The organism is Pseudomonas sp. Ag1, assembly GCF_000278565.1.
Taxonomy (GTDB): Bacteria; Pseudomonadota; Gammaproteobacteria; order Pseudomonadales; family Pseudomonadaceae; genus Aquipseudomonas.
The window spans coordinates 145,832-163,950 of the sequence record NZ_AKVH01000105.1 but is presented as its reverse complement, the minus strand read 5'-3'; the positions used below and the strand labels follow the sequence as shown (position 1 = coordinate 163,950).

Sequence of the window (18,119 nt, the reverse complement as noted above, 5' to 3'; positions counted from 1 at the left end):
CTGAAAGCGGCAAACGCCCGGCCTGACAAAAGCCAGACCGGGCGTTGCGTTTAGAGTCCGGACACAGCGCCAGGCATTTGCTTGCCCGGGCGCTGCGTGGCCCTTGAAGTACGCGAGTTAGAGGCTGCGAGCAACCTGGACCTTCTCGTAGACTTCGATCTTGTCACCCGCCTTGACGTCGTTGTAGCTCTTGACGCCAATACCGCATTCCATGCCGGCACGTACTTCGGAAGCGTCATCCTTGAAGCGGCGCAGGGATTCCAGCTCGCCTTCGAAGATAACGATGTCTTCACGCAGTACACGGATTGGACGGTTACGGTGCACAACACCTTCGATAACCATGCAACCGGCGATCGCGCCGAATTTCGGCGAGCGGAACACGTCACGCACCTCGGCCACACCCAGGATGTTCTCCCGGACGTCGCTGCCAAGCATGCCGGTGAGGGCTTTCTTGACGTCTTCGATGATGTCGTAGATGACGTTGTAGTAACGCATGTCCAGGCCTTCCTGCTCGACGATCTTCCGTGCGCCAGCATCGGCACGCACGTTGAAGCCGAACAGTACAGCGTTGGAGGCCAGCGCCAGGTTGGCATCGGATTCGGTGATACCACCGACACCGCCGCCGACCACACGCACTTGCACTTCGTCGTTACCCAGGCCATTCAAGGCGCCGTTCAACGCTTCGAGGGAACCACGAACGTCAGATTTGAGGACGATGTTAAGCGTCTTCTTCTCTGCCTGGCCCATGTTCTCGAAGATGTTTTCCAGCTTGCCGGCGTGAGCACGGGCCAGCTTGACTTCGCGGAACTTGCCTTGACGGAACAGAGCCACTTCACGGGCTTTCTTCTCGTCCGACAGCACGCTCATCTCGTCGCCAGCGTCCGGGGTACCGTCCAGGCCGAGGATCTCGACAGGGATGGAAGGACCGGCTTCCTTGATTGGCTTGCCGTTCTCGTCGAGCATGGCACGTACACGGCCATAGTTCGAACCGACCAGGACCATGTCGCCTTGGCGCAGGGTACCGTCTTGAACCAGAACGGTTGCAACCGGGCCACGACCCTTGTCGAGACGCGATTCAACCACAACACCACGACCCGGGGCCGATGGGGTTGCTTTCAGTTCGAGAACTTCGGCTTGCAGCAGGACAGCTTCGAGCAGTTCGTCTACACCGGTACCGACTTTCGCCGAAACCGAAACGAATGGCGTATCACCGCCCCACTCTTCGGAAGTCACGCCGTGAACCGACAGTTCGCTACGGATGCGATCGAGATCGGCGCCCGGCTTGTCGATTTTGTTCACTGCAACAACCAGAGGAACACCAGCGGCTTTAGCGTGCTGGACAGCTTCAATGGTCTGCGGCATTACGCCGTCGTCCGCTGCAACTACCAGGATCACGATGTCAGTCGCCTTGGCACCACGGGCACGCATGGCGGTAAACGCGGCGTGACCAGGGGTGTCGAGGAAGGTGACCATGCCGCGTTCGGTTTCAACGTGGTATGCACCGATGTGCTGGGTGATGCCGCCGGCTTCGCCTGCAGCTACCTTGGCACGACGGATATAGTCGAGCAGCGAGGTCTTACCATGGTCAACGTGGCCCATTACGGTCACGACTGGCGCACGGGAGAACGTCTCGCCTTCAAACTTCAGGGACTCGGCCAGGGAATCTTCCAGGGCGGTGTCGCTGACCAGGGTCACTTTGTGGCCCAGCTCTTCAGCAACCAGTTGGGCAGTTTCCTGATCCAGTACCTGATTGATGGTCGCTGGGGTACCCAGTTTGAACATGAACTTGATGATTTCAGCAGCCTTGACCGACATCTGATTGGCGAGGTCGCCAACAGTGATGGTCTCGCCGATCTGCACGTCACGCACGACAGGGCCGGTTGGGCTCTGGAAACCGTGGGCGTTGCGCTTCTTCAGCTTGGCCTTGCCGCGACCACCGCGACGGAAGCTGTCGCTTTCTTCGTCGGTAGTACGTGGGGCAACGCGTGGCGCTGGCGCCTTCTCTTTGACCGAAGCACGATGTGGAGCGTTTTTGCGCTCACCATCGCCACTGCCACGACGATTGTTATCGTCGGCACGTGGTTTGTCCGGGCGGCGAGGTTCTTCGCGTTTGCGAGCGTCGGCTGCTGGAGCTGGCGCGGCGGCAACCGGAGCGGCCTCACGAACAGCTTCAACAGGCGCGCTAGGCGCAGCAACGGCCTCAGTGTTAGCAGGTTGCGCAGCAGCAGGCTGGCGACGCGCTTCTTCTTCGGCGCGACGCTTGGCTTCTTCTTCAGCCTTCTGACGAGCAGCATTTTCTACTGCGCGACGTTCTTCCAGTTCGCGTTTGCGCTCGGCTTCGATTTCTTCCGGGCTGCGCTGTACGAAGACTTTCTTCTTGCGTACTTCAACGCTGATGCTCTTGCTGCCAGCAACACGCAGGGTGCTGGTGGTTTTGCGCTGCAATGTAATCTTGCGCGGTTCTTCCACTTTCGCCTTGTGGCTGCTCTTCAAGTGAGTCAGCAAAGACTGCTTCTCACTATCGCTCACACCTTCGTCGGCGGCGGTGTGCGGCAGACCTGCCTCACGCATCTGCTGCAACAGGCGCTCTACCGGTGTTTTGACCTCATCGGCCAGTTGTTTCACCGTGACTTGCGTCATGCACTTCTCTCCTCAGGCCGCGCCTAATTACTCGAACCAATGGGCTCGGGCGGCCATGATCAACTTGCCGGCACGATCATCGTCAATGCCGTCGATGTCGAGCAGGTCGTCAATAGACTGCTCGGCCAGGTCTTCGCGGGTAATTACGCCGCGCACCGCCAGTTCCATCGCCAAATCCTTGTCCATACCCTCAAGCGAGAGCAGGTCTTCGGCCGGATGGGCGTCTGCCAGCTTTTCCTCAGTAGCGATGGCTTTAGTCAACAAACGATCCTTGGCCCGAGCGCGAAGCTCGTTGACGGTGTCTTCGTCAAAGCCGTCGATGTTGAGCATTTCTTCCAACGGTACGTAGGCAATCTCTTCCAGGCTGGTGAAGCCTTCATCTACCAGCACCTGTGCCAGGTCTTCGTCGACTTCCAGCTCGTCGATGAAGTTGCGCAGGATGTCACCGGTTTCTGCTTGCTGCTTAGCCTGGATGTCCGATTCGGTCATCACGTTCAGGGTCCAGCCGGTCAACTGGCTGGCCAAACGTACGTTCTGACCACCGCGACCGATGGCCTGAGCCAGATTGTCTGCGCCAACGGCGATGTCCATTGCATGGGCATCCTCGTCAACGATAATTGCCGCCACTTCAGCAGGCGACATTGCGTTGATCACGAACTGCGCAGGGTTATCGTCCCACAGGACGATGTCCACACGCTCACCGCCCAATTCGCCCGACACTGCCTGGACGCGCGAACCGCGCATACCAATGCAAGCGCCTTGCGGGTCGATGCGTTTGTCCTTGGAGCGGACCGCGATCTTGGCGCGTGAACCCGGATCGCGGGACGCAGCCATGACTTCGATCAGGCCTTCGGCAATTTCCGGCACTTCGATGCGGAACAGCTCGATCAGCATTTCCGGCGCGGTACGCGACAGGATCAACTGAGGGCCGCGGTTCTCGGTGCGGATTTCCTTGAGCAGCGCACGCAAGCGCACGCCAACCCGGAAAGTTTCGCGGGAAATGATGTCTTCGCGGGCCAGCAACGCTTCAGCGTTGTTACCCAGGTCGACGATCACGTTGTCGCGGGTGACTTTTTTCACGGTGCCGGAGATGATTTCCCCCAGGCGCTCGCGATAAGCGTCAACGACTTGAGCGCGCTCGGCTTCGCGGACCTTCTGCACGATGACTTGCTTGGCAGTCTGTGCAGCGATGCGGCCGAACTCGATGGATTCGATCTTTTCTTCGACGACATCACCGACCTGGGCGCCCGGATGCGTTTCAGCAACCTTGCTCGGCCAGGTTTCGATGGCCGGATCATCAAGATCGGCTTCTTCGACGACCGTCCAGCGACGGAAAGTCTCGTAGGCACCGGTGTGGCGGTTGATTTCCACACGCAGATCAACTTCGTCTTCAAAACGCTTTTTGGTAGCAGTGGCCAGGGCCAGCTCCAGCGCTTCAAAAATCACGTTTGCCGGTACGCCCTTTTCATTGGATACCGACTCAACAACCAGCAGTACTTCTTTGCTCATCGTACGCCTCGCCTTTCGCAAGCCATTGGATCCGCGGGATCCGCGTCTCAGTCAAAACTGGGAATAATGTTGGCCTTGTCGATCATATCGATCGGCAACAGGAACTCATGGTCTTCTACCTGCACCACGACGTCCTGCTCTTCTACACCGCGCAGAAGGCCCTGAAAGTTGCGTCGCCCTTCAAAGGGAGAGCGCAGCTTGATCTTCACTTGTTCACCGGCAAATTTTGCAAACTGATCAATAGTGAACAGTGGGCGTTCCATGCCAGGCGAGGAAACTTCGAGGGTGTATTCAACGGAGATCGGATCTTCAACATCCAGGACACCGCTGATCTGACGGCTGACAATGGCACAATCGTCCACCAGCACGCCGCCCTCTTTATCGATATAAACGCGCAACATTGAGTGGCGACCTTGAGCCGAAAACTCAATACCCCAGCATTCATAGCCTAGGGCCACGACCACCGGGGCCAACAAGGCCTGCAACTCTTCTAGCTTGCTCGACACCTGAACCCCCTCGTGCATGTATGTGCATGCTGTGCAAAATAAAAAAATGGGCGAAACGCCCATCCTTGAAACGCCGTCGAACAGCGGCGTTGAAAGTGTCCAGCTAACAAAAAGCCCCTTAAAAGGGGCTCCGCTAAAACTGGTTGCGGGGGCCGGATTTGAACCGACGACCTTCGGGTTATGAGCCCGACGAGCTACCAGACTGCTCCACCCCGCGACAAAGCTGGGGCGGAAGTATACGACCGATCCCTTACAGGGTCAATGTAACCTTCCACCTACAAGAAAGCCCGCAACAGCGGGCTCTCCTGATAATTGGTACCGAGAAGGGGACTCGAACCCCTACACCCTATGGGCACAACCACCTCAAGGTTGCGTGTCTACCAATTCCACCACCTCGGCAATACAGCGTTTACAACCTTCTTACTTCTGCTCTTGAGCTGGAGGTACGTCAGTCGCTGGAGTAGCCGACTTTTGCTCTTGAAGCACCGGGACATCATCAGAAGCCGGTTTTGCTTTTGGTACTTCCAACACTGCTGGGTTTGGGAGACCTACTTGAGTCAGCACATGAGCTTTCTCTTTAGCAAAGTAACCTAACCCCAAGCTGGTTATGAAGAAACCGGCGGCAAGTATAGCAGTAAACTTACTAAGAAAGGTAGAGGAACCTTGGCTTCCGAACACAGTATTTGAAGCACCTGCCCCGAAAGACGCACCAGCGTCCGCACCTTTACCCTGCTGCAGCAAAACCAGAGCAACTACGCCCAGTGCACCCAGCAGATGAAAAACAACGATGACTGTTTCCAGCATTTTTTCAGTTTCCCGCGGCGCGACAGATCGCACCGAACTCATCTGCATTCAGGGAAGCTCCACCAATGAGCCCCCCATCGATATCCGGCATGCCGAACAGTTCGACCGCATTGGCCGCCTTCACGCTGCCGCCGTATAGAAGCCGCACACCTCGTGCGACCTCAGAATTCTCTGCCGCCAACTGCGCGCGGATGGCTGCGTGCACATCCTGCGCCTGTTGCGGCGAAGCAGTCAGCCCGGTGCCAATGGCCCAGACCGGCTCGTAAGCAATTACTGCATTTGCAAAGGCACCGACTCCCAGCTCCTCGATGATGCTGCCCAGCTGACGCCCGACAACCTCAAGAGTTTTACCGGACTCACGCTGCTCAAGGGTCTCCCCTATGCACAACACCGGAACCAAGCCGCAAGCCTGTGCCGCCGCGAATTTGCGATTGAGTGTCCCATCACGCTCGCCCATGATCTGGCGGCGCTCGGAGTGCCCAACAAGCACCAGGGAACAACCTGCATCAACCAGCTGACTCGGTGCAATCTCACCGGTCAACGCACCTTGCATGGATTCCACCGCAGAGTTCTGCGCGCCGACCTGGATCGACTTGCCTTTCAAGCCATCAATCACTTGATTGATATACAAGCAAGGCGGGAATACCGCGACATCAACACCGCCAGGCAAGGCCAAATGACGAAGGCCATTGATCAGCTCAGCGACACTGGCGCGGGTACCGTGCATCTTCCAGTTACCAGCTACCATAGTGCGACGCATGCTGTACCTCGTCGGTCAAAGTGGGCGCAGATGTTACCCAACCACATCATCACTGGCAAGCCGAATTCAGGCGCAAACTTCAGTTACCAGTTTTGCCAGCTCTTCGGCATAGCCGCGAACCTGTGTTTCGTCCTCGCCCTCGACCATTACACGCACCAAAGGCTCGGTACCCGACTTGCGCAGCAAGACCCGGCCACGTCCCGCCATGGCGGCAGTCACGCGCTCACTGGCCTCTTTGACAGCCGGATGCTCGATAGGGTTGTCACCGCCTGCAAAGCGCACGTTGAGCAGCACTTGCGGGCACTTGCGCAACGCCTGCCGCGCCTGGGCCAGGCTTTCTTCACGGCGACGCAGCGCCAGCAGCACCTGCAGCGCCGCAATGATCGCATCCCCGGTAGTCGTGTGCTGGAAGCAGACAATATGACCGGAATTTTCGCCACCCACCTGCCAATTACGCTCCAGCAGGTCGGCAATCACGTAGCGGTCACCGACATTGGCGCGCACAAACGGGATCCCCAGATCTGCCAGGGCCAGCTCCAGGCCAAGATTGCTCATCAAGGTACCGACGACGCCGCCTTGCAGCTTGTTACGCTCATGCAGGTCACGGGCGATGATGAACAACAGGTCGTCGCCATCGACGATCGCGCCAGTGTGGTCGACCATCAATACGCGGTCGCCATCACCATCGAACGCGATGCCCAAGTCGGCATGCTCAGCCAGGACAGCCGCCTGCAACTGCCCCATGTGGGTTGAGCCGCAGTTGTCGTTGATGTTCAGGCCGTTCGGCTGCGCCGACAGTACAGTAACGTCTGCGCCAAGCTCCTTGAACACACTCGGTGCGACTTTGTACGTCGCGCCGTGGGCGCAGTCGATGACGACCTTCAACCCGGCAAAATTGGTGCTGCTAGGCACGCTGCTTTTGCAGAACTCGATGTAACGGCCGGAAGCGTCGTTAATCCGCGATACCTTGCCCAGCTTGCTCGATTCGACGACGGTCATCGGTGCATCCAGCAACTCTTCGATCATGTGCTCGATCTCATCCGGCAGCTTGGTGCCCTGGCCCGAGAAGAACTTGATGCCGTTGTCATCGTGGGGATTGTGCGAAGCGCTGATCACGATACCGGCTTCAGCATGAAAGGTACGCGTCAGGTAAGCGATCGCCGGCGTAGGCATCGGCCCCAACAGCATCACATCAGCGCCGGCAGCAGACAGACCTGCCTCCAGCGCAGACTCAAACATATAACCCGAGATACGCGTGTCCTTACCCACCAGGATACGGCAGGCCCCCATGCTGCGGAACGCCATGCCGGCGGCCCAGCCCAGCTTGAGCATGAAATCGGGAGTAATCGGGAATTCGCCGACCCGACCGCGAATGCCATCGGTGCCAAAATACTTTTTAGTCATAAGTGCTCCATCATTCTTATTCGGCTGATTCAACCGCTGCGATCATCCGCACTACATCTATCGTCTCGGCCACGTCATGCACGCGCAAGATGCGCGCACCCTTGACCACGGCAAGTGCCGCAAGTGCCAGGCCGCCATGCAGCCGCTCACCCACGGGACGATTCAACGCCAGACCTATCATGCTCTTGCGCGAAACCCCGACCAACAAGGGGCGACCAAGGGCATGCAGGGATTCCATATGCTTGAACAGGCTTAAATTGTGCTGCAAGGTCTTGGCAAAGCCAAATCCCGGGTCGAGGATTATCTGCTCGGGAGCAATCCCCACCGCCGCGCATTGAGCCATGCGCTCGGCAAGAAAACCTTTCACTTCACCGACCAGATTGTCGTAATGCGGGTCGTCCTGCATCGTGCCCGGCTCGCCAAGCATATGCATCAGGCAAACCGGCAGCCCCGTCGCGGCGGCCGCATCCAGAGCGCCATCGCGCTGCAAAGAGCGCACATCGTTGATCAACCCTGCACCCAGCCGCGCAGTTTCGCGCATAACAGCAGGGGTTGAGGTGTCGACAGAGATGATGACGTCCAGCTCTTGATGGATGCGCTCGACAATCGGAGCGACCCGTTCCAGTTCCTCCAGGGGAGAAACTGCGCGCGCGCCGGGCCGGGTTGATTCGCCACCGACGTCAATCAGAGTCGCACCGGCAGCCACCATCGCTTCCGCATGGCGCAACGCAGCATCAAGCTGACTGAAGCGACCACCATCGGAAAAGGAATCAGGGGTTACATTAAGAATGCCCATAACGTGTGTATGGGCCAAATCAAGAACCCGGCTGCCGCAAGGCAACCGGGTCGAGGACAACGCAGAAGTCATTTCAAACCTTAATGGTCAGCAGCAGGGCCGCCGATCGGGGCTTCAGGGCGTTCGTTCTGTACCACTGGCGGCGTGCCCGAAGTACCCGAACCACCTTCCCAATCGCGAGGCTCGCGAGGCGTACGACCGGCCATGATGTCGTCAATCTGCTCGGCATCAATGGTCTCGTACTTCATCAGGGCATCAGCCATGGCGTCGAGCTTGTCGCGATTGTCGGTGAGGATCTGCTTGGCCGTGCCGTAGCACTGGTCAATGATGCTGCGCACCTCGGAGTCGATCAGCTTGGCTGTCTCGCCGGAGAAGCTGGCAGCTTGACCACCACCACCGCGACCCAGGAATACTTCGCCTTCTTCCTCGGCATACATCAAAGGACCGAGTTTCTCCGACAGACCCCACTTGGTCACCATGTTCCGTGCAATCTGGCTGGCACGCATGATGTCGTTGGAGGCACCGGTGGTAACACCATCGAAGCCCAGGGTCATCTCTTCGGCGATCCGGCCGCCATACAGCGAGCAAATCTGGCTGATCAAGGCACGCTTGGAGAGGCTGTAGCGATCCTCTTCCGGCAGGAACATGGTGACGCCCAGCGCCCGGCCACGAGGAATGATCGATACCTTGTAGACCGGGTCATGCTCAGGCACAACGCGACCAACAATGGCGTGACCGGCTTCATGATAAGCGGTGTTCTGCTTCTCTTTCTCGGACATGACCATGGATTTGCGCTCGGCGCCCATCATGATCTTGTCTTTCGCCAGCTCGAACTCCTTCATTTCAACGATGCGCTTGCCGGTACGGGCGGCAAACAGCGACGCCTCGTTCACCAGGTTGGCAAGGTCGGCACCGGAGAAGCCTGGAGTACCACGGGCAATCACGGCCGGAGCCACGTCGTCGCCCATTGGCACTTTGCGCATGTGCACTTTCAGGATCTGCTCACGACCACGGATGTCTGGCAACCCGACAACGACCTGACGGTCAAAACGGCCCGGACGCAGCAAAGCGGGGTCGAGTACGTCTGGACGGTTGGTTGCAGCGATCACGATGATGCCGTCGTTCATTTCAAAGCCGTCCATCTCAACCAGCAACTGGTTAAGCGTCTGCTCACGCTCATCATGACCGCCGCCCATGCCGGCGCCACGATGGCGACCAACGGCGTCGATTTCATCGATGAAGATGATGCACGGAGCGTGCTTCTTGGCCTGTTCGAACATATCGCGAACACGGCTGGCACCTACACCGACGAACATTTCGACGAAGTCGGAACCGGAAATGGTAAAGAAAGGGACTTTGGCTTCGCCGGCAATGGCCTTGGCCAACAGGGTTTTACCGGTACCTGGCGGGCCAACCATCAGCACACCGCGAGGAATACGGCCACCCAGGCGCTGGAACTTGCCCGGATCGCGTAGGAACTCAACCAGTTCGCCCACTTCTTCCTTGGCTTCGTCGCAACCGGCAACGTCAGCCAGGGTGGTTTTCACCTGATCTTCGGAAAGCAGGCGCGCCTTGCTCTTGCCGAAGCTCATCGGCCCGCCCTTGCCTCCCGCACCACCTTGCATCTGGCGCATGAAGAACATGAACACGGCGATAATCACCAGTATCGGGAAGCTGGCCACCAGGAGCTGGGTCCAGATGCTCTGCTGCTCAGGCTGCTTGCCTTCGACAACCACGTGGTTATCCACCAGGTCGCCGATCAGGCCATTGTCCTGGATTGCCGGACGGATGGTCTTGAAGCTGTCGCCATCGTTGCGCTTGCCGGTAATCACGTAGCCATCAACTGCTACGCGCTCGACCTTGCCATCCTTAACTTGCTGGATGAAGTCGGAATAGTTGAGGGTCTGCGGCTCGTTAGGGCTGGAGAAGTTGTTCATCACCGTCACGAGGACAGCCGCGATGATCAACCACAGGATCAGATTCTTTGCCATATCGTTCAATTAACTACCCTCTGAAGCAAGCTCCGCTACTGGCGCGTGCTTCGCATGATATTCACCGGCCTAACTTACTACATTACCTACAACTCTGGCAGGCGCCGTCTGTAACCCTTTGTGAAACTTTGACTACACAATATTCGTAAAGCTTCGTGACGAAAGCGATATAAAAAAACCTATCGCCTCCGTCAAATTTCTCAAAAACGCTCTTCACTGGCAGCGCCTTCAATGCCACGGAAGCCGCGACCCAGCAAATACTGCTCGCGAGACCTGTCCCGGGAAGAGTCAGGCTTGCGTGTCTGTACCTTGTCGAACAGTTTGCGGATGTTCTTGTGATACTCGTCGAAGCCTTCACCCTGGAAGACCTTGACCAGGAAGTCACCACCCGGACGCAGTACCCGTCCTGCCAGGTCCAGTGCCAATTCGCACAGGAACATGGCTCGCGGCATATCAACAGCCGGTAATCCACTCATATTGGGGGCCATATCGGAAATCACAAGGTCTACCTGCGAATTTCCGACGGCCTCAAGGATCTGTGCCAGCACTTCGTCCTGGGTAAAATCGCCGTGAACAAAGGTCACGTCAGGGATGCTGTCCATTTCCAGGATGTCGGAAGCGATCAAACGGCCTTGTCCACCAATCAGACGACTGGTCACCTGGGACCAGCCACCCGGGGCGGCACCCAGGTCGATAACGCTCATGCCAGGACGGATCAACTTGTCCTTTTCCTGGATCTCCAGCAGTTTGTAGCTGGCCCGGGAACGGTAGCCATCCTTTTGCGCCATTTTGACGTAAGGGTCGTTGAAATGCTCTTGCAGCCACTTAAGGCTAGTTTTGGAACGGGCCACGGGCCACCTCGAAAATAAAACGGGTCGTGATTAACTGGGCGGTCCCGGACTCGCTCGGGTAAACTGGCCGCCGCTTTTTACAAGATCAGACGCAGGGGTCAGATTATGCCGCTCACTCAAGAGCAGAAGAAACAGTACAAATCCATTGGCCACCATCTGAAACCAGTTTTGATTGTGGCTGACAACGGTTTGACTGAAGGTGTGTTAGCCGAACTTGAACGCGCATTGGGCGATCACGAGCTAATCAAGATCAAGGTCAGCATCCTTGATCGCGAGGCGCGCCTGGCAGCTATTGCAGAACTGTGCAAGGCTGGCAAAGCGGACCTGGTTCAGGTCATCGGCAAGATGGCGCTGCTGTATCGCAAGAACTTCAGCGCCAACAAGCAACTGTCGAACGTACACCGCTTCAAGTGAAACAAGGGTCACGGGCGTGCTTCGCACGCCCTGCCACTCCATCCTGGCGCCGGCTGTACAACCAGCACCAACCCGGAAAACCCTAGCACAAGATAGCTGAACAGCTGCCAGCGCAACGCCTCCGGCAGAAAGATACGCACCACGCAAAACATTGCGCACGCATACAGCGCCATCAACAGCAGTTGCCCGCGAATATCCCGCCACAGACTCCCCAAGCCTTCGGCCTTGATCAGCACCAGCGCCTGAAGCGTCACGCACGCTGCTGCAAAACCTACCAGCAACGCGCTTAATAATCCGCTGACCTCATCGATCAGCAACGGTGCCAGGCCAATCAGGCCCAGCGCCGGCAGCACACCAATATGTAACAGCCATAGGCCGCCAACCCAAAGCATCTGGGCAAACTGCCAAAGCATGGCGCCCGCACGAAGCGGGCGCCGTCTTTCAGATGTGACGAACTTCGACAATCTCGTACTCGATCACGCCACCAGGCGTCTTGACGGCCACCACGTCACCCTCTTCCTTGGCAATCAAGGCGCGGGCCAGCGGCGAACCGACGGAGATCTTGCCGAGTTTGAAGTCGGCCTCGTCTTCACCCACGATGTGGTAAACCACGCTTTCGTCAGTCTCGACGTTGGCGATTTCCACGGTGGTGCCGAAAATCACCTTGCCGGTATGCGGGATGGTCGTGACGTCGATAACCACCGAATTCTGCAGGCGGCCTTCGATGTCACGGATCCGCGCCTCGACCATACCTTGCTGCTCGCGGGCAGCATGGTATTCAGCGTTTTCCTTCAGGTCACCCAATTCCCGGGCCGTACCGATGTCCTGGCTCAGCTTTGGACGGACGACCTTGGTCAGGTGGGCGTGCTCTTCTTCCAGGGCTTTTGCGCCCTGGACGGTCATTGGGTATTTGATCATGCCTTCAATCCTGCGTGTAGATCCTGCAAGCGACGCACGGTTTTTTCAGGACCGAACTTCAGCGCTTCGCAGATAGCTTCGCCAGCAGCAATGGTGGTGGTGCAGTAGATCTTGTGCTGCAAGGCGTTACGACGAATGGAGTAGGAGTCCGCGATCGACTGGCGACCTTCGGTAGTGTTGATGATCAAGGTGACTTCGTCATTCTTGATCATGTCGACCACGTGTGGACGGCCTTCCGTCACCTTGTTCACGCGACGCACTTTCAGGCCGGCAGCCTCGATCAGCTTGGCGGTCCCGGCAGTGGCCACGACTTCGAAGCCCAAGTTGATCAGATCACGGGCCACGCCTGCAACCAGCGGCTTGTCATCATCGCGCACGCTGATGAACGCAGTACCGCCGGTAGGCAGCACTTCGCTGGCGCCCATCTGGGCTTTGGCGAATGCTTCACCGAAGGTATCGCCCACGCCCATCACTTCACCGGTGGACTTCATCTCCGGGCCCAGGATCGGGTCCACACCAGGGAATTTGGCGAATGGGAACACCGCCTCTTTCACACTGTAGAAGTTCGGAATGATTTCCTTGGTGAAGCCGATTTCCTTCAAGGTCTTACCGGCCATCACACGGGCAGCAATCATTGCCAGGGAAACACCGATGCACTTGGAAACAAACGGCACGGTACGCGAGGCGCGCGGGTTGACTTCGATGACGTAGATGTCTTCGCCTTGCAGCGCCAACTGTACGTTCATCAGGCCGACCACGCCCAGCTCCAGGGCCATTTTCTTGACCTGTTCGCGCATCTCGTCCTGGATGTGTGCAGGCAGCGAGTATGGCGGCAGCGAGCAAGCGGAGTCACCGGAGTGAACGCCAGCCTGTTCGATGTGCTGCATGATCGCGCCGATCACCACGTCGGTGCCGTCGCAGACCGCATCCACGTCCATCTCGATGGCGCAGTTGAGGAAGTGGTCCAGCAGCACCGGGCTGTCGTTGGACACTTTCACCGCATCACGCAGGTAACGCTTGAGTTCGTCTTCTTCGTAGACGATTTCCATCGCCCGGCCACCCAGTACGTAGGACGGACGCACCACCAGCGGGTAACCAATCTTGCTGGCCGCGCGGATCGCTTCGTCTTCGCTGCGCACAGTGGCGTTTGGCGGCTGACGCAGGTTCAGGCGCTCAACCATCTGCTGGAAGCGCTCACGATCTTCAGCGCGGTCGATAGCGTCAGGGCTGGTGCCGATGATTGGTACGCCAGCAGCTTCAAGTGCGCGAGCCAGTTTCAACGGGGTTTGGCCGCCGTACTGGACGATCACGCCTTTTGGCTTCTCGACGCGGCAGATTTCCAGTACGTCTTCCAGCGTTACCGGCTCGAAGTACAGACGGTCGGAAGTGTCGTAGTCAGTGGAAACAGTTTCCGGGTTGCAGTTGACCATGATGGTCTCGTACCCGTCTTCACGCAGGGCGAGAGCGGCGTGTACGCAGCAATAATCGAACTCGATGCCTTGGCCGATACGGTTTGGACCGCCGCCCAGGATCATGATCTTGTCGCGGCCCGACGGCGCGGCTTCGCACTCTTCCTCGTAGGTGGAGTACATGTATGCAGTGTCGGTGGCGAACTCGGCCGCACAGGTATCAACGCGCTTGTAGACCGGGAAGATGTCCAGCTTGTGGCGATGGGTGCGCAGGTTCTTCTCGGTCACGCCCAGCAGCTTGGCCAGACGCATGTCGGAGAAACCTTTGCGCTTGAGGCGGAACATCAGGTCGCGGTCGATGGAGGACAGACCGAGGGTCTTGACCTTCTCTTCTTCCTTGATCAGATCTTCGATCTGCACCAGGAACCACGGGTCGATCATGTTCATGCCGAAGATGTCTTCGACGGTCATGCCGGCGCGGAAAGCATCGGCCACGTACCAGATACGCTCGGCACCCGGCACGGTCAGCTCGCGCTTGAGCACGCTCATGCTTTCCGGGTTGCTCAGGTCGAGCTTCTCGTCCAGGCCGCAAACGCCCACTTCCAGGCCGCGCAGGGCTTTCTGCAGGGACTCCTGGAAGGTCCGGCCGATGGCCATGACTTCACCGACCGACTTCATCTGAGTGGTCAGGCGGGCGTCGGCTTTCGGGAATTTCTCGAAAGCGAAGCGTGGCAGCTTGGTGACGACGTAATCGATCGACGGCTCGAAGGAAGCTGGCGTTGCGCCGCCGGTGATTTCGTTCTGCAGCTCGTCCAGGGTGTAACCGATCGCCAGCTTGGCGGCGATGCGCGCAATCGGGAAGCCGGTAGCTTTCGATGCCAGCGCCGAAGAACGCGATACACGCGGGTTCATCTCGATCACAACCATGCGGCCAGTGTCCGGGCAGATGCCGAACTGGACGTTGGAGCCACCGGTTTCCACACCGATCTCACGCAGCACCGCCAAAGAGGCGTTACGCATGATCTGGTATTCCTTGTCCGTCAGGGTCTGTGCCGGCGCAACGGTGATCGAGTCACCGGTGTGCACGCCCATCGGGTCGAAGTTTTCGATCGAGCAGACGATGATGCAGTTGTCCTTCTTATCGCGGACAACCTCCATCTCATATTCTTTCCAGCCGATCAGGGATTCGTCGATCAGCAGCTCTTTGGTCGGAGACAGGTCCAGGCCGCGGGCGCAGATTTCTTCGAACTCTTCACGGTTGTAAGCGATGCCGCCGCCGGTGCCGCCCATGGTGAAGGACGGACGGATGATGCACGGGAAGCCCAGGCGCTCCAGGACCGCGTTGGCCTCTTCCATGCTGTGGGCGATACCGGAACGCGGGCAATCAAGGCCGATGGACTTCATGGCCTTGTCGAAACGCGAACGGTCTTCAGCCTTGTCGATGGTGTCGGCATTGGCGCCGATCATCTCTACGCCGAACTTCTCCAGGACGCCTTCGCGCTCCAGGTCCAGTGCGCAGTTCAGGGCGGTCTGGCCACCCATGGTTGGCAGCAGTGCGTCCGGACGCTCTTTCTCGATGATCTTGGCAACGGTCTGCCACTTGATCGGCTCGATGTAGGTGGCGTCGGCCATGTCCGGGTCGGTCATGATGGTGGCCGGGTTGGAGTTCACCAGGATGACGCGGTAGCCCTCTTCGCGCAGGGCTTTACAGGCCTGGGCGCCGGAGTAGTCGAATTCGCAGGCCTGGCCGATCACGATCGGGCCAGCGCCGAGAATCAGGATGCTTTTTATGTCTGTACGTTTTGGCATGGGTTTGTCACTCAAATCCGCAGGTCAGTCGGCAAGCCGTCTTGAACAATCTTTGAAGAGCCCGAGGGGGCCGCCGGTTTCCCGGGCCGCCCTCAGGCCGCTCAGTTAGCGTCGCTTGGCCATCTCATTGATGAAACGGTCGAACAGCGGCGCTACGTCGTTCGGGCCCGGGCTTGCTTCAGGGTGGCCCTGGAAGCTGAACGCGCTCTTGTCGGTGCGCTCGATACCTTGCAGGGAACCGTCGAACAGCGACTTGTGAATCGCCCGGACGTTGCCCGGCAGCGTCGCTTCATCCACCGCAAAACCGTGGTTCTGGCTGGTGATCATCACGACGCCAGTGTCCAGGTCCTGCACCGGGTGGTTGGCACCGTGGTGGCCGTGACCCATTTTCAGGGTCTTGGCGCCGGAAGCCAGGGCCAGCAGCTGGTGGCCGAGGCAGATGCCGAATACCGGGATCTCGGTTTCCAGCACTTCCTTGATCGCCTTGATGGCGTAGTCGCAAGGCTCCGGGTCACCCGGGCCGTTGGACAGGAACACGCCGTCCGGCTGCAGGGCCAGTACGTCGTTGGCCGGGGTCTGCGCAGGCACCACGGTCACGCGGCAACCGCGCTCGACCAGCATGCGCAGGATGTTGTGCTTGATACCGTAGTCGTAGGCCACGACGTGGTACGGCAGTTCGGAAGCTTCGATGGTCGCGTGGCTGTCGGTCTTCAAGTCCCAGACGGTGGAGCGCCACTCGTACGTTTCCTTGGTGCTGACGACTTTCGCCAGATCCATGCCTTTCAGGCCAGGGAAACCTTGGGCCGCTGCGATCGCTGCTTCTTCGGAGATGTTGTCACCGGCCATGATGCAGCCGTTCTGCGAGCCTTTTTCACGCAGGATGCGTGTCAGGCGACGCGTATCGATACCGGCGATCGCCACAACGTTGTTGGCTTTCAGGTAATCGGACAGGGACATCGTGTTACGCCAGTTGCTCGCTACCAGTGGCAGGTCACGAATGACCAGGCCAGCCGACCAGACACGATCAGACTCGGCGTCTTCCGGTGTAGTACCGGTGTTGCCGATGTGCGGATAGGTCAGGGTAACGATCTGTTGGGCGTAGGAAGGATCAGTAAGGATTTCCTGATAGCCGGTCATGGCGGTGTTGAACACCACCTCTCCAACGGTCTGACCGTCGGCTCCAATGGCTTCGCCGCGAAAAATGCTGCCATCAGCAAGGGCGAGTATGGCTGGCTTAGTCAAGAAGACCTCCCGTAAATAAAGCCTGAAAGGGCGATCGCAGGTTGTAAAAAAGCGGAGTGACGTATGGAGACGTCACCCCGCTTCTTCACTGAATTATTCTGCGCGCTTTTAGTGGACACACTAAAGCTGTAGCTTACAGAAAAAGGCTTTTTTGGTCCACCGCTAATGAGCCTTAAAGGCAGGGGAATGCGACAGGACGTCGCCTAGCGGGTAAAAACGGGGCCTCAGCATATTCCTGAGACCCCGTTTTAGCTACTTCTTAATGCAGGTCCAGCACGTCGCGCATGTCGTACAGGCCCGGCGCACGACCCTCCAGCCACAGCGCCGCACGTACAGCACCCTTGGCGAACGTCATGCGGCTAGACGCCTTGTGGGTGATCTCAAGACGCTCACCCTCGGTTGCGAACAGCACGGTGTGATCGCCCACCACATCACCGCCGCGAACGGTGGCAAAACCGATGGTGTCGTGGGCGCGGGCACCGGTATGGCCTTCGCGGCCATACACCGCCACCTTCGACAGGTCACGGCCCAGGGCGTCGGCAATCGCCTCGCCCATACGCAATGCCGTACCGGACGGCGCATCGATCTTGTGCCGGTGATGAGTCTCGATGATCTCGATGTCAGCCTCATCACCCATCACCCGCGCCGCCATGTCGAGCAGCTTCAGCGACAGATTGACGCCGACGCTGAAATTGGCCGCGAACACGATTGGAATATCCTTGCCCGCCTCCACCAGCAGCTGCTTTTGCTCGGCGCTCAGGCCCGTTGTGCCGATCACCATGGCCTTGCCCGCCTTGCGGCAGAACGCCAGGTTTTTCAGCATCACTTCCGGCAGGGTGAAATCGATCAGCACGTCAAACTCGTCGGCAACCTGCTCCAGATTGCCGGACAACGAAACACCGATCCGCCCCAGGGACGCCAACTCACCGGCGTCCGCACCAATCAAGGTGCTGCCGGGACGAACAATCGCCGCCGTCAGCCCGGAGGCCGGCGAGCGTGCCTGCACAGCCTCGACCAGGGTCTTGCCCATGCGCCCGGCAGCGCCCATCACCGCGATACGTCGCAT

General features: G+C 58.5%; 15 protein-coding genes and 2 tRNA genes. 1 reads left to right on the top strand and 16 read right to left on the bottom strand.

Going from position 1 to position 18,119, the window contains the following annotated elements; all coding sequences use genetic code 11:
- Positions 1–117 precede the first annotated feature (117 nt).
- The 11 genes from infB to rlmE form a co-directional block, all read right to left on the bottom strand.
- Positions 118–2,640 (bottom strand): translation initiation factor IF-2, encoded by a 2,523-nt coding sequence (gene infB / locus A462_RS10710; protein ID WP_003212186.1) that lies wholly within the window; start codon positions 2,638–2,640, stop codon positions 118–120.
- Positions 2,641–2,667: 27 nt separating this feature from the next.
- A complete protein-coding gene (nusA, locus tag A462_RS10715) occupies positions 2,668–4,149 on the bottom strand; it encodes a transcription termination factor NusA (RefSeq protein ID WP_003212187.1) in 1,482 nt (493 codons plus the stop codon).
- Positions 4,150–4,196: 47 nt separating this feature from the next.
- Positions 4,197–4,655 carry a ribosome maturation factor RimP gene (gene rimP, locus A462_RS10720; protein ID WP_003235029.1) on the bottom strand — a complete coding sequence of 153 codons (459 nt, stop codon included), beginning with the start codon at positions 4,653–4,655 and terminating at the stop codon, positions 4,197–4,199.
- 140 nt (positions 4,656–4,795) lie between these two features.
- Positions 4,796–4,872, bottom strand: a tRNA-Met gene (locus A462_RS10725).
- Between the two features lie 96 nt (positions 4,873–4,968).
- Positions 4,969–5,054 (bottom strand) — tRNA-Leu (locus A462_RS10730).
- Between the two features lie 21 nt (positions 5,055–5,075).
- Positions 5,076–5,459, bottom strand: coding sequence for a preprotein translocase subunit SecG (secG, locus tag A462_RS33565; RefSeq protein ID WP_026078118.1), 384 nt, complete (start codon positions 5,457–5,459; stop codon positions 5,076–5,078).
- A gap of 4 nt (positions 5,460–5,463) precedes the next feature.
- On the bottom strand, positions 5,464–6,219 hold the full coding sequence (tpiA, locus tag A462_RS10735) for a triose-phosphate isomerase (protein WP_008436843.1): 756 nt from the start codon (positions 6,217–6,219) through the stop codon (positions 5,464–5,466).
- Positions 6,220–6,285: 66 nt separating this feature from the next.
- Positions 6,286–7,623: a phosphoglucosamine mutase gene (gene glmM / locus A462_RS10740; RefSeq protein WP_003212196.1), complete on the bottom strand. Its 1,338-nt coding sequence runs from the start codon at positions 7,621–7,623 to the stop codon at positions 6,286–6,288.
- Positions 7,624–7,639: 16 nt separating this feature from the next.
- Positions 7,640–8,491, bottom strand: a complete 852-nt coding sequence (gene folP, locus A462_RS10745; protein ID WP_008436842.1) for a dihydropteroate synthase — start codon at positions 8,489–8,491, stop codon at positions 7,640–7,642.
- An 8-nt stretch (positions 8,492–8,499) separates the two neighbouring features.
- The gene (ftsH, locus tag A462_RS10750; RefSeq protein WP_008436840.1) at positions 8,500–10,410 is read right to left on the bottom strand and encodes an ATP-dependent zinc metalloprotease FtsH; all 1,911 of its coding nucleotides are present in this window, start codon (positions 10,408–10,410) and stop codon (positions 8,500–8,502) included.
- 200 nt (positions 10,411–10,610) lie between these two features.
- A complete protein-coding gene (gene rlmE, locus A462_RS10755) occupies positions 10,611–11,261 on the bottom strand; it encodes a 23S rRNA (uridine(2552)-2'-O)-methyltransferase RlmE (protein WP_003212203.1) in 651 nt (216 codons plus the stop codon).
- A 105-nt stretch (positions 11,262–11,366) separates the two neighbouring features.
- Here rlmE and yhbY point away from each other — a divergent pair, with 105 nt between their 5' ends.
- Positions 11,367–11,675, top strand: coding sequence for a ribosome assembly RNA-binding protein YhbY (gene yhbY, locus A462_RS10760; protein ID WP_003212205.1), 309 nt, complete (start codon positions 11,367–11,369; stop codon positions 11,673–11,675).
- An 8-nt stretch (positions 11,676–11,683) separates the two neighbouring features.
- Here yhbY and A462_RS10765 read toward each other — a convergent pair whose 3' ends face one another.
- From A462_RS10765 to dapB, 5 genes are all read right to left on the bottom strand, one after another.
- Positions 11,684–12,088 carry a hypothetical protein gene (locus tag A462_RS10765; RefSeq protein WP_003212207.1) on the bottom strand — a complete coding sequence of 135 codons (405 nt, stop codon included), beginning with the start codon at positions 12,086–12,088 and terminating at the stop codon, positions 11,684–11,686.
- Between the two features lie 28 nt (positions 12,089–12,116).
- A complete protein-coding gene (gene greA, locus A462_RS10770; RefSeq protein ID WP_003212209.1) occupies positions 12,117–12,593 on the bottom strand; it encodes a transcription elongation factor GreA in 477 nt (158 codons plus the stop codon).
- Entirely contained in the window at positions 12,590–15,811 is a 3,222-nt protein-coding gene (gene carB, locus A462_RS10775; protein WP_003212212.1) for a carbamoyl-phosphate synthase large subunit, read from the bottom strand. The genes greA and carB overlap by 4 nt, the downstream gene beginning before the upstream one ends.
- Before the next feature lie 105 nt (positions 15,812–15,916).
- Positions 15,917–17,053 (bottom strand): glutamine-hydrolyzing carbamoyl-phosphate synthase small subunit, encoded by a 1,137-nt coding sequence (gene carA, locus A462_RS10780; protein WP_003212214.1) that lies wholly within the window; start codon positions 17,051–17,053, stop codon positions 15,917–15,919.
- Between the two features lie 259 nt (positions 17,054–17,312).
- Entirely contained in the window at positions 17,313–18,119 is an 807-nt protein-coding gene (gene dapB, locus A462_RS10785) for a 4-hydroxy-tetrahydrodipicolinate reductase (protein WP_008436838.1), read from the bottom strand.

Coding starts and splice junctions, on each gene's coding strand:
- infB (WP_003212186.1), bottom strand. CDS start 2,640: ATGACGCAAGTCACGGTGAAACAACTGGCCGATGAGGTCAAAACACCG.
- nusA (WP_003212187.1), bottom strand. CDS start 4,149: ATGAGCAAAGAAGTACTGCTGGTTGTTGAGTCGGTATCCAATGAAAAG.
- secG (WP_026078118.1), bottom strand. CDS start 5,459: ATGCTGGAAACAGTCATCGTTGTTTTTCATCTGCTGGGTGCACTGGGC.
- tpiA (WP_008436843.1), bottom strand. CDS start 6,219: ATGCGTCGCACTATGGTAGCTGGTAACTGGAAGATGCACGGTACCCGC.
- glmM (WP_003212196.1), bottom strand. CDS start 7,623: ATGACTAAAAAGTATTTTGGCACCGATGGCATTCGCGGTCGGGTCGGC.
- folP (WP_008436842.1), bottom strand. CDS start 8,491: ATGACTTCTGCGTTGTCCTCGACCCGGTTGCCTTGCGGCAGCCGGGTT.
- ftsH (WP_008436840.1), bottom strand. CDS start 10,410: ATGGCAAAGAATCTGATCCTGTGGTTGATCATCGCGGCTGTCCTCGTG.
- yhbY (WP_003212205.1), top strand. CDS start 11,367: ATGCCGCTCACTCAAGAGCAGAAGAAACAGTACAAATCCATTGGCCAC.
- A462_RS10765 (WP_003212207.1), bottom strand. CDS start 12,088: ATGCTTTGGCAGTTTGCCCAGATGCTTTGGGTTGGCGGCCTATGGCTG.
- greA (WP_003212209.1), bottom strand. CDS start 12,593: ATGATCAAATACCCAATGACCGTCCAGGGCGCAAAAGCCCTGGAAGAA.
- carB (WP_003212212.1), bottom strand. CDS start 15,811: ATGCCAAAACGTACAGACATAAAAAGCATCCTGATTCTCGGCGCTGGC.
- dapB (WP_008436838.1), bottom strand. CDS start 18,119: ATGCGACGTATCGCGGTGATGGGCGCTGCCGGGCGCATGGGCAAGACC.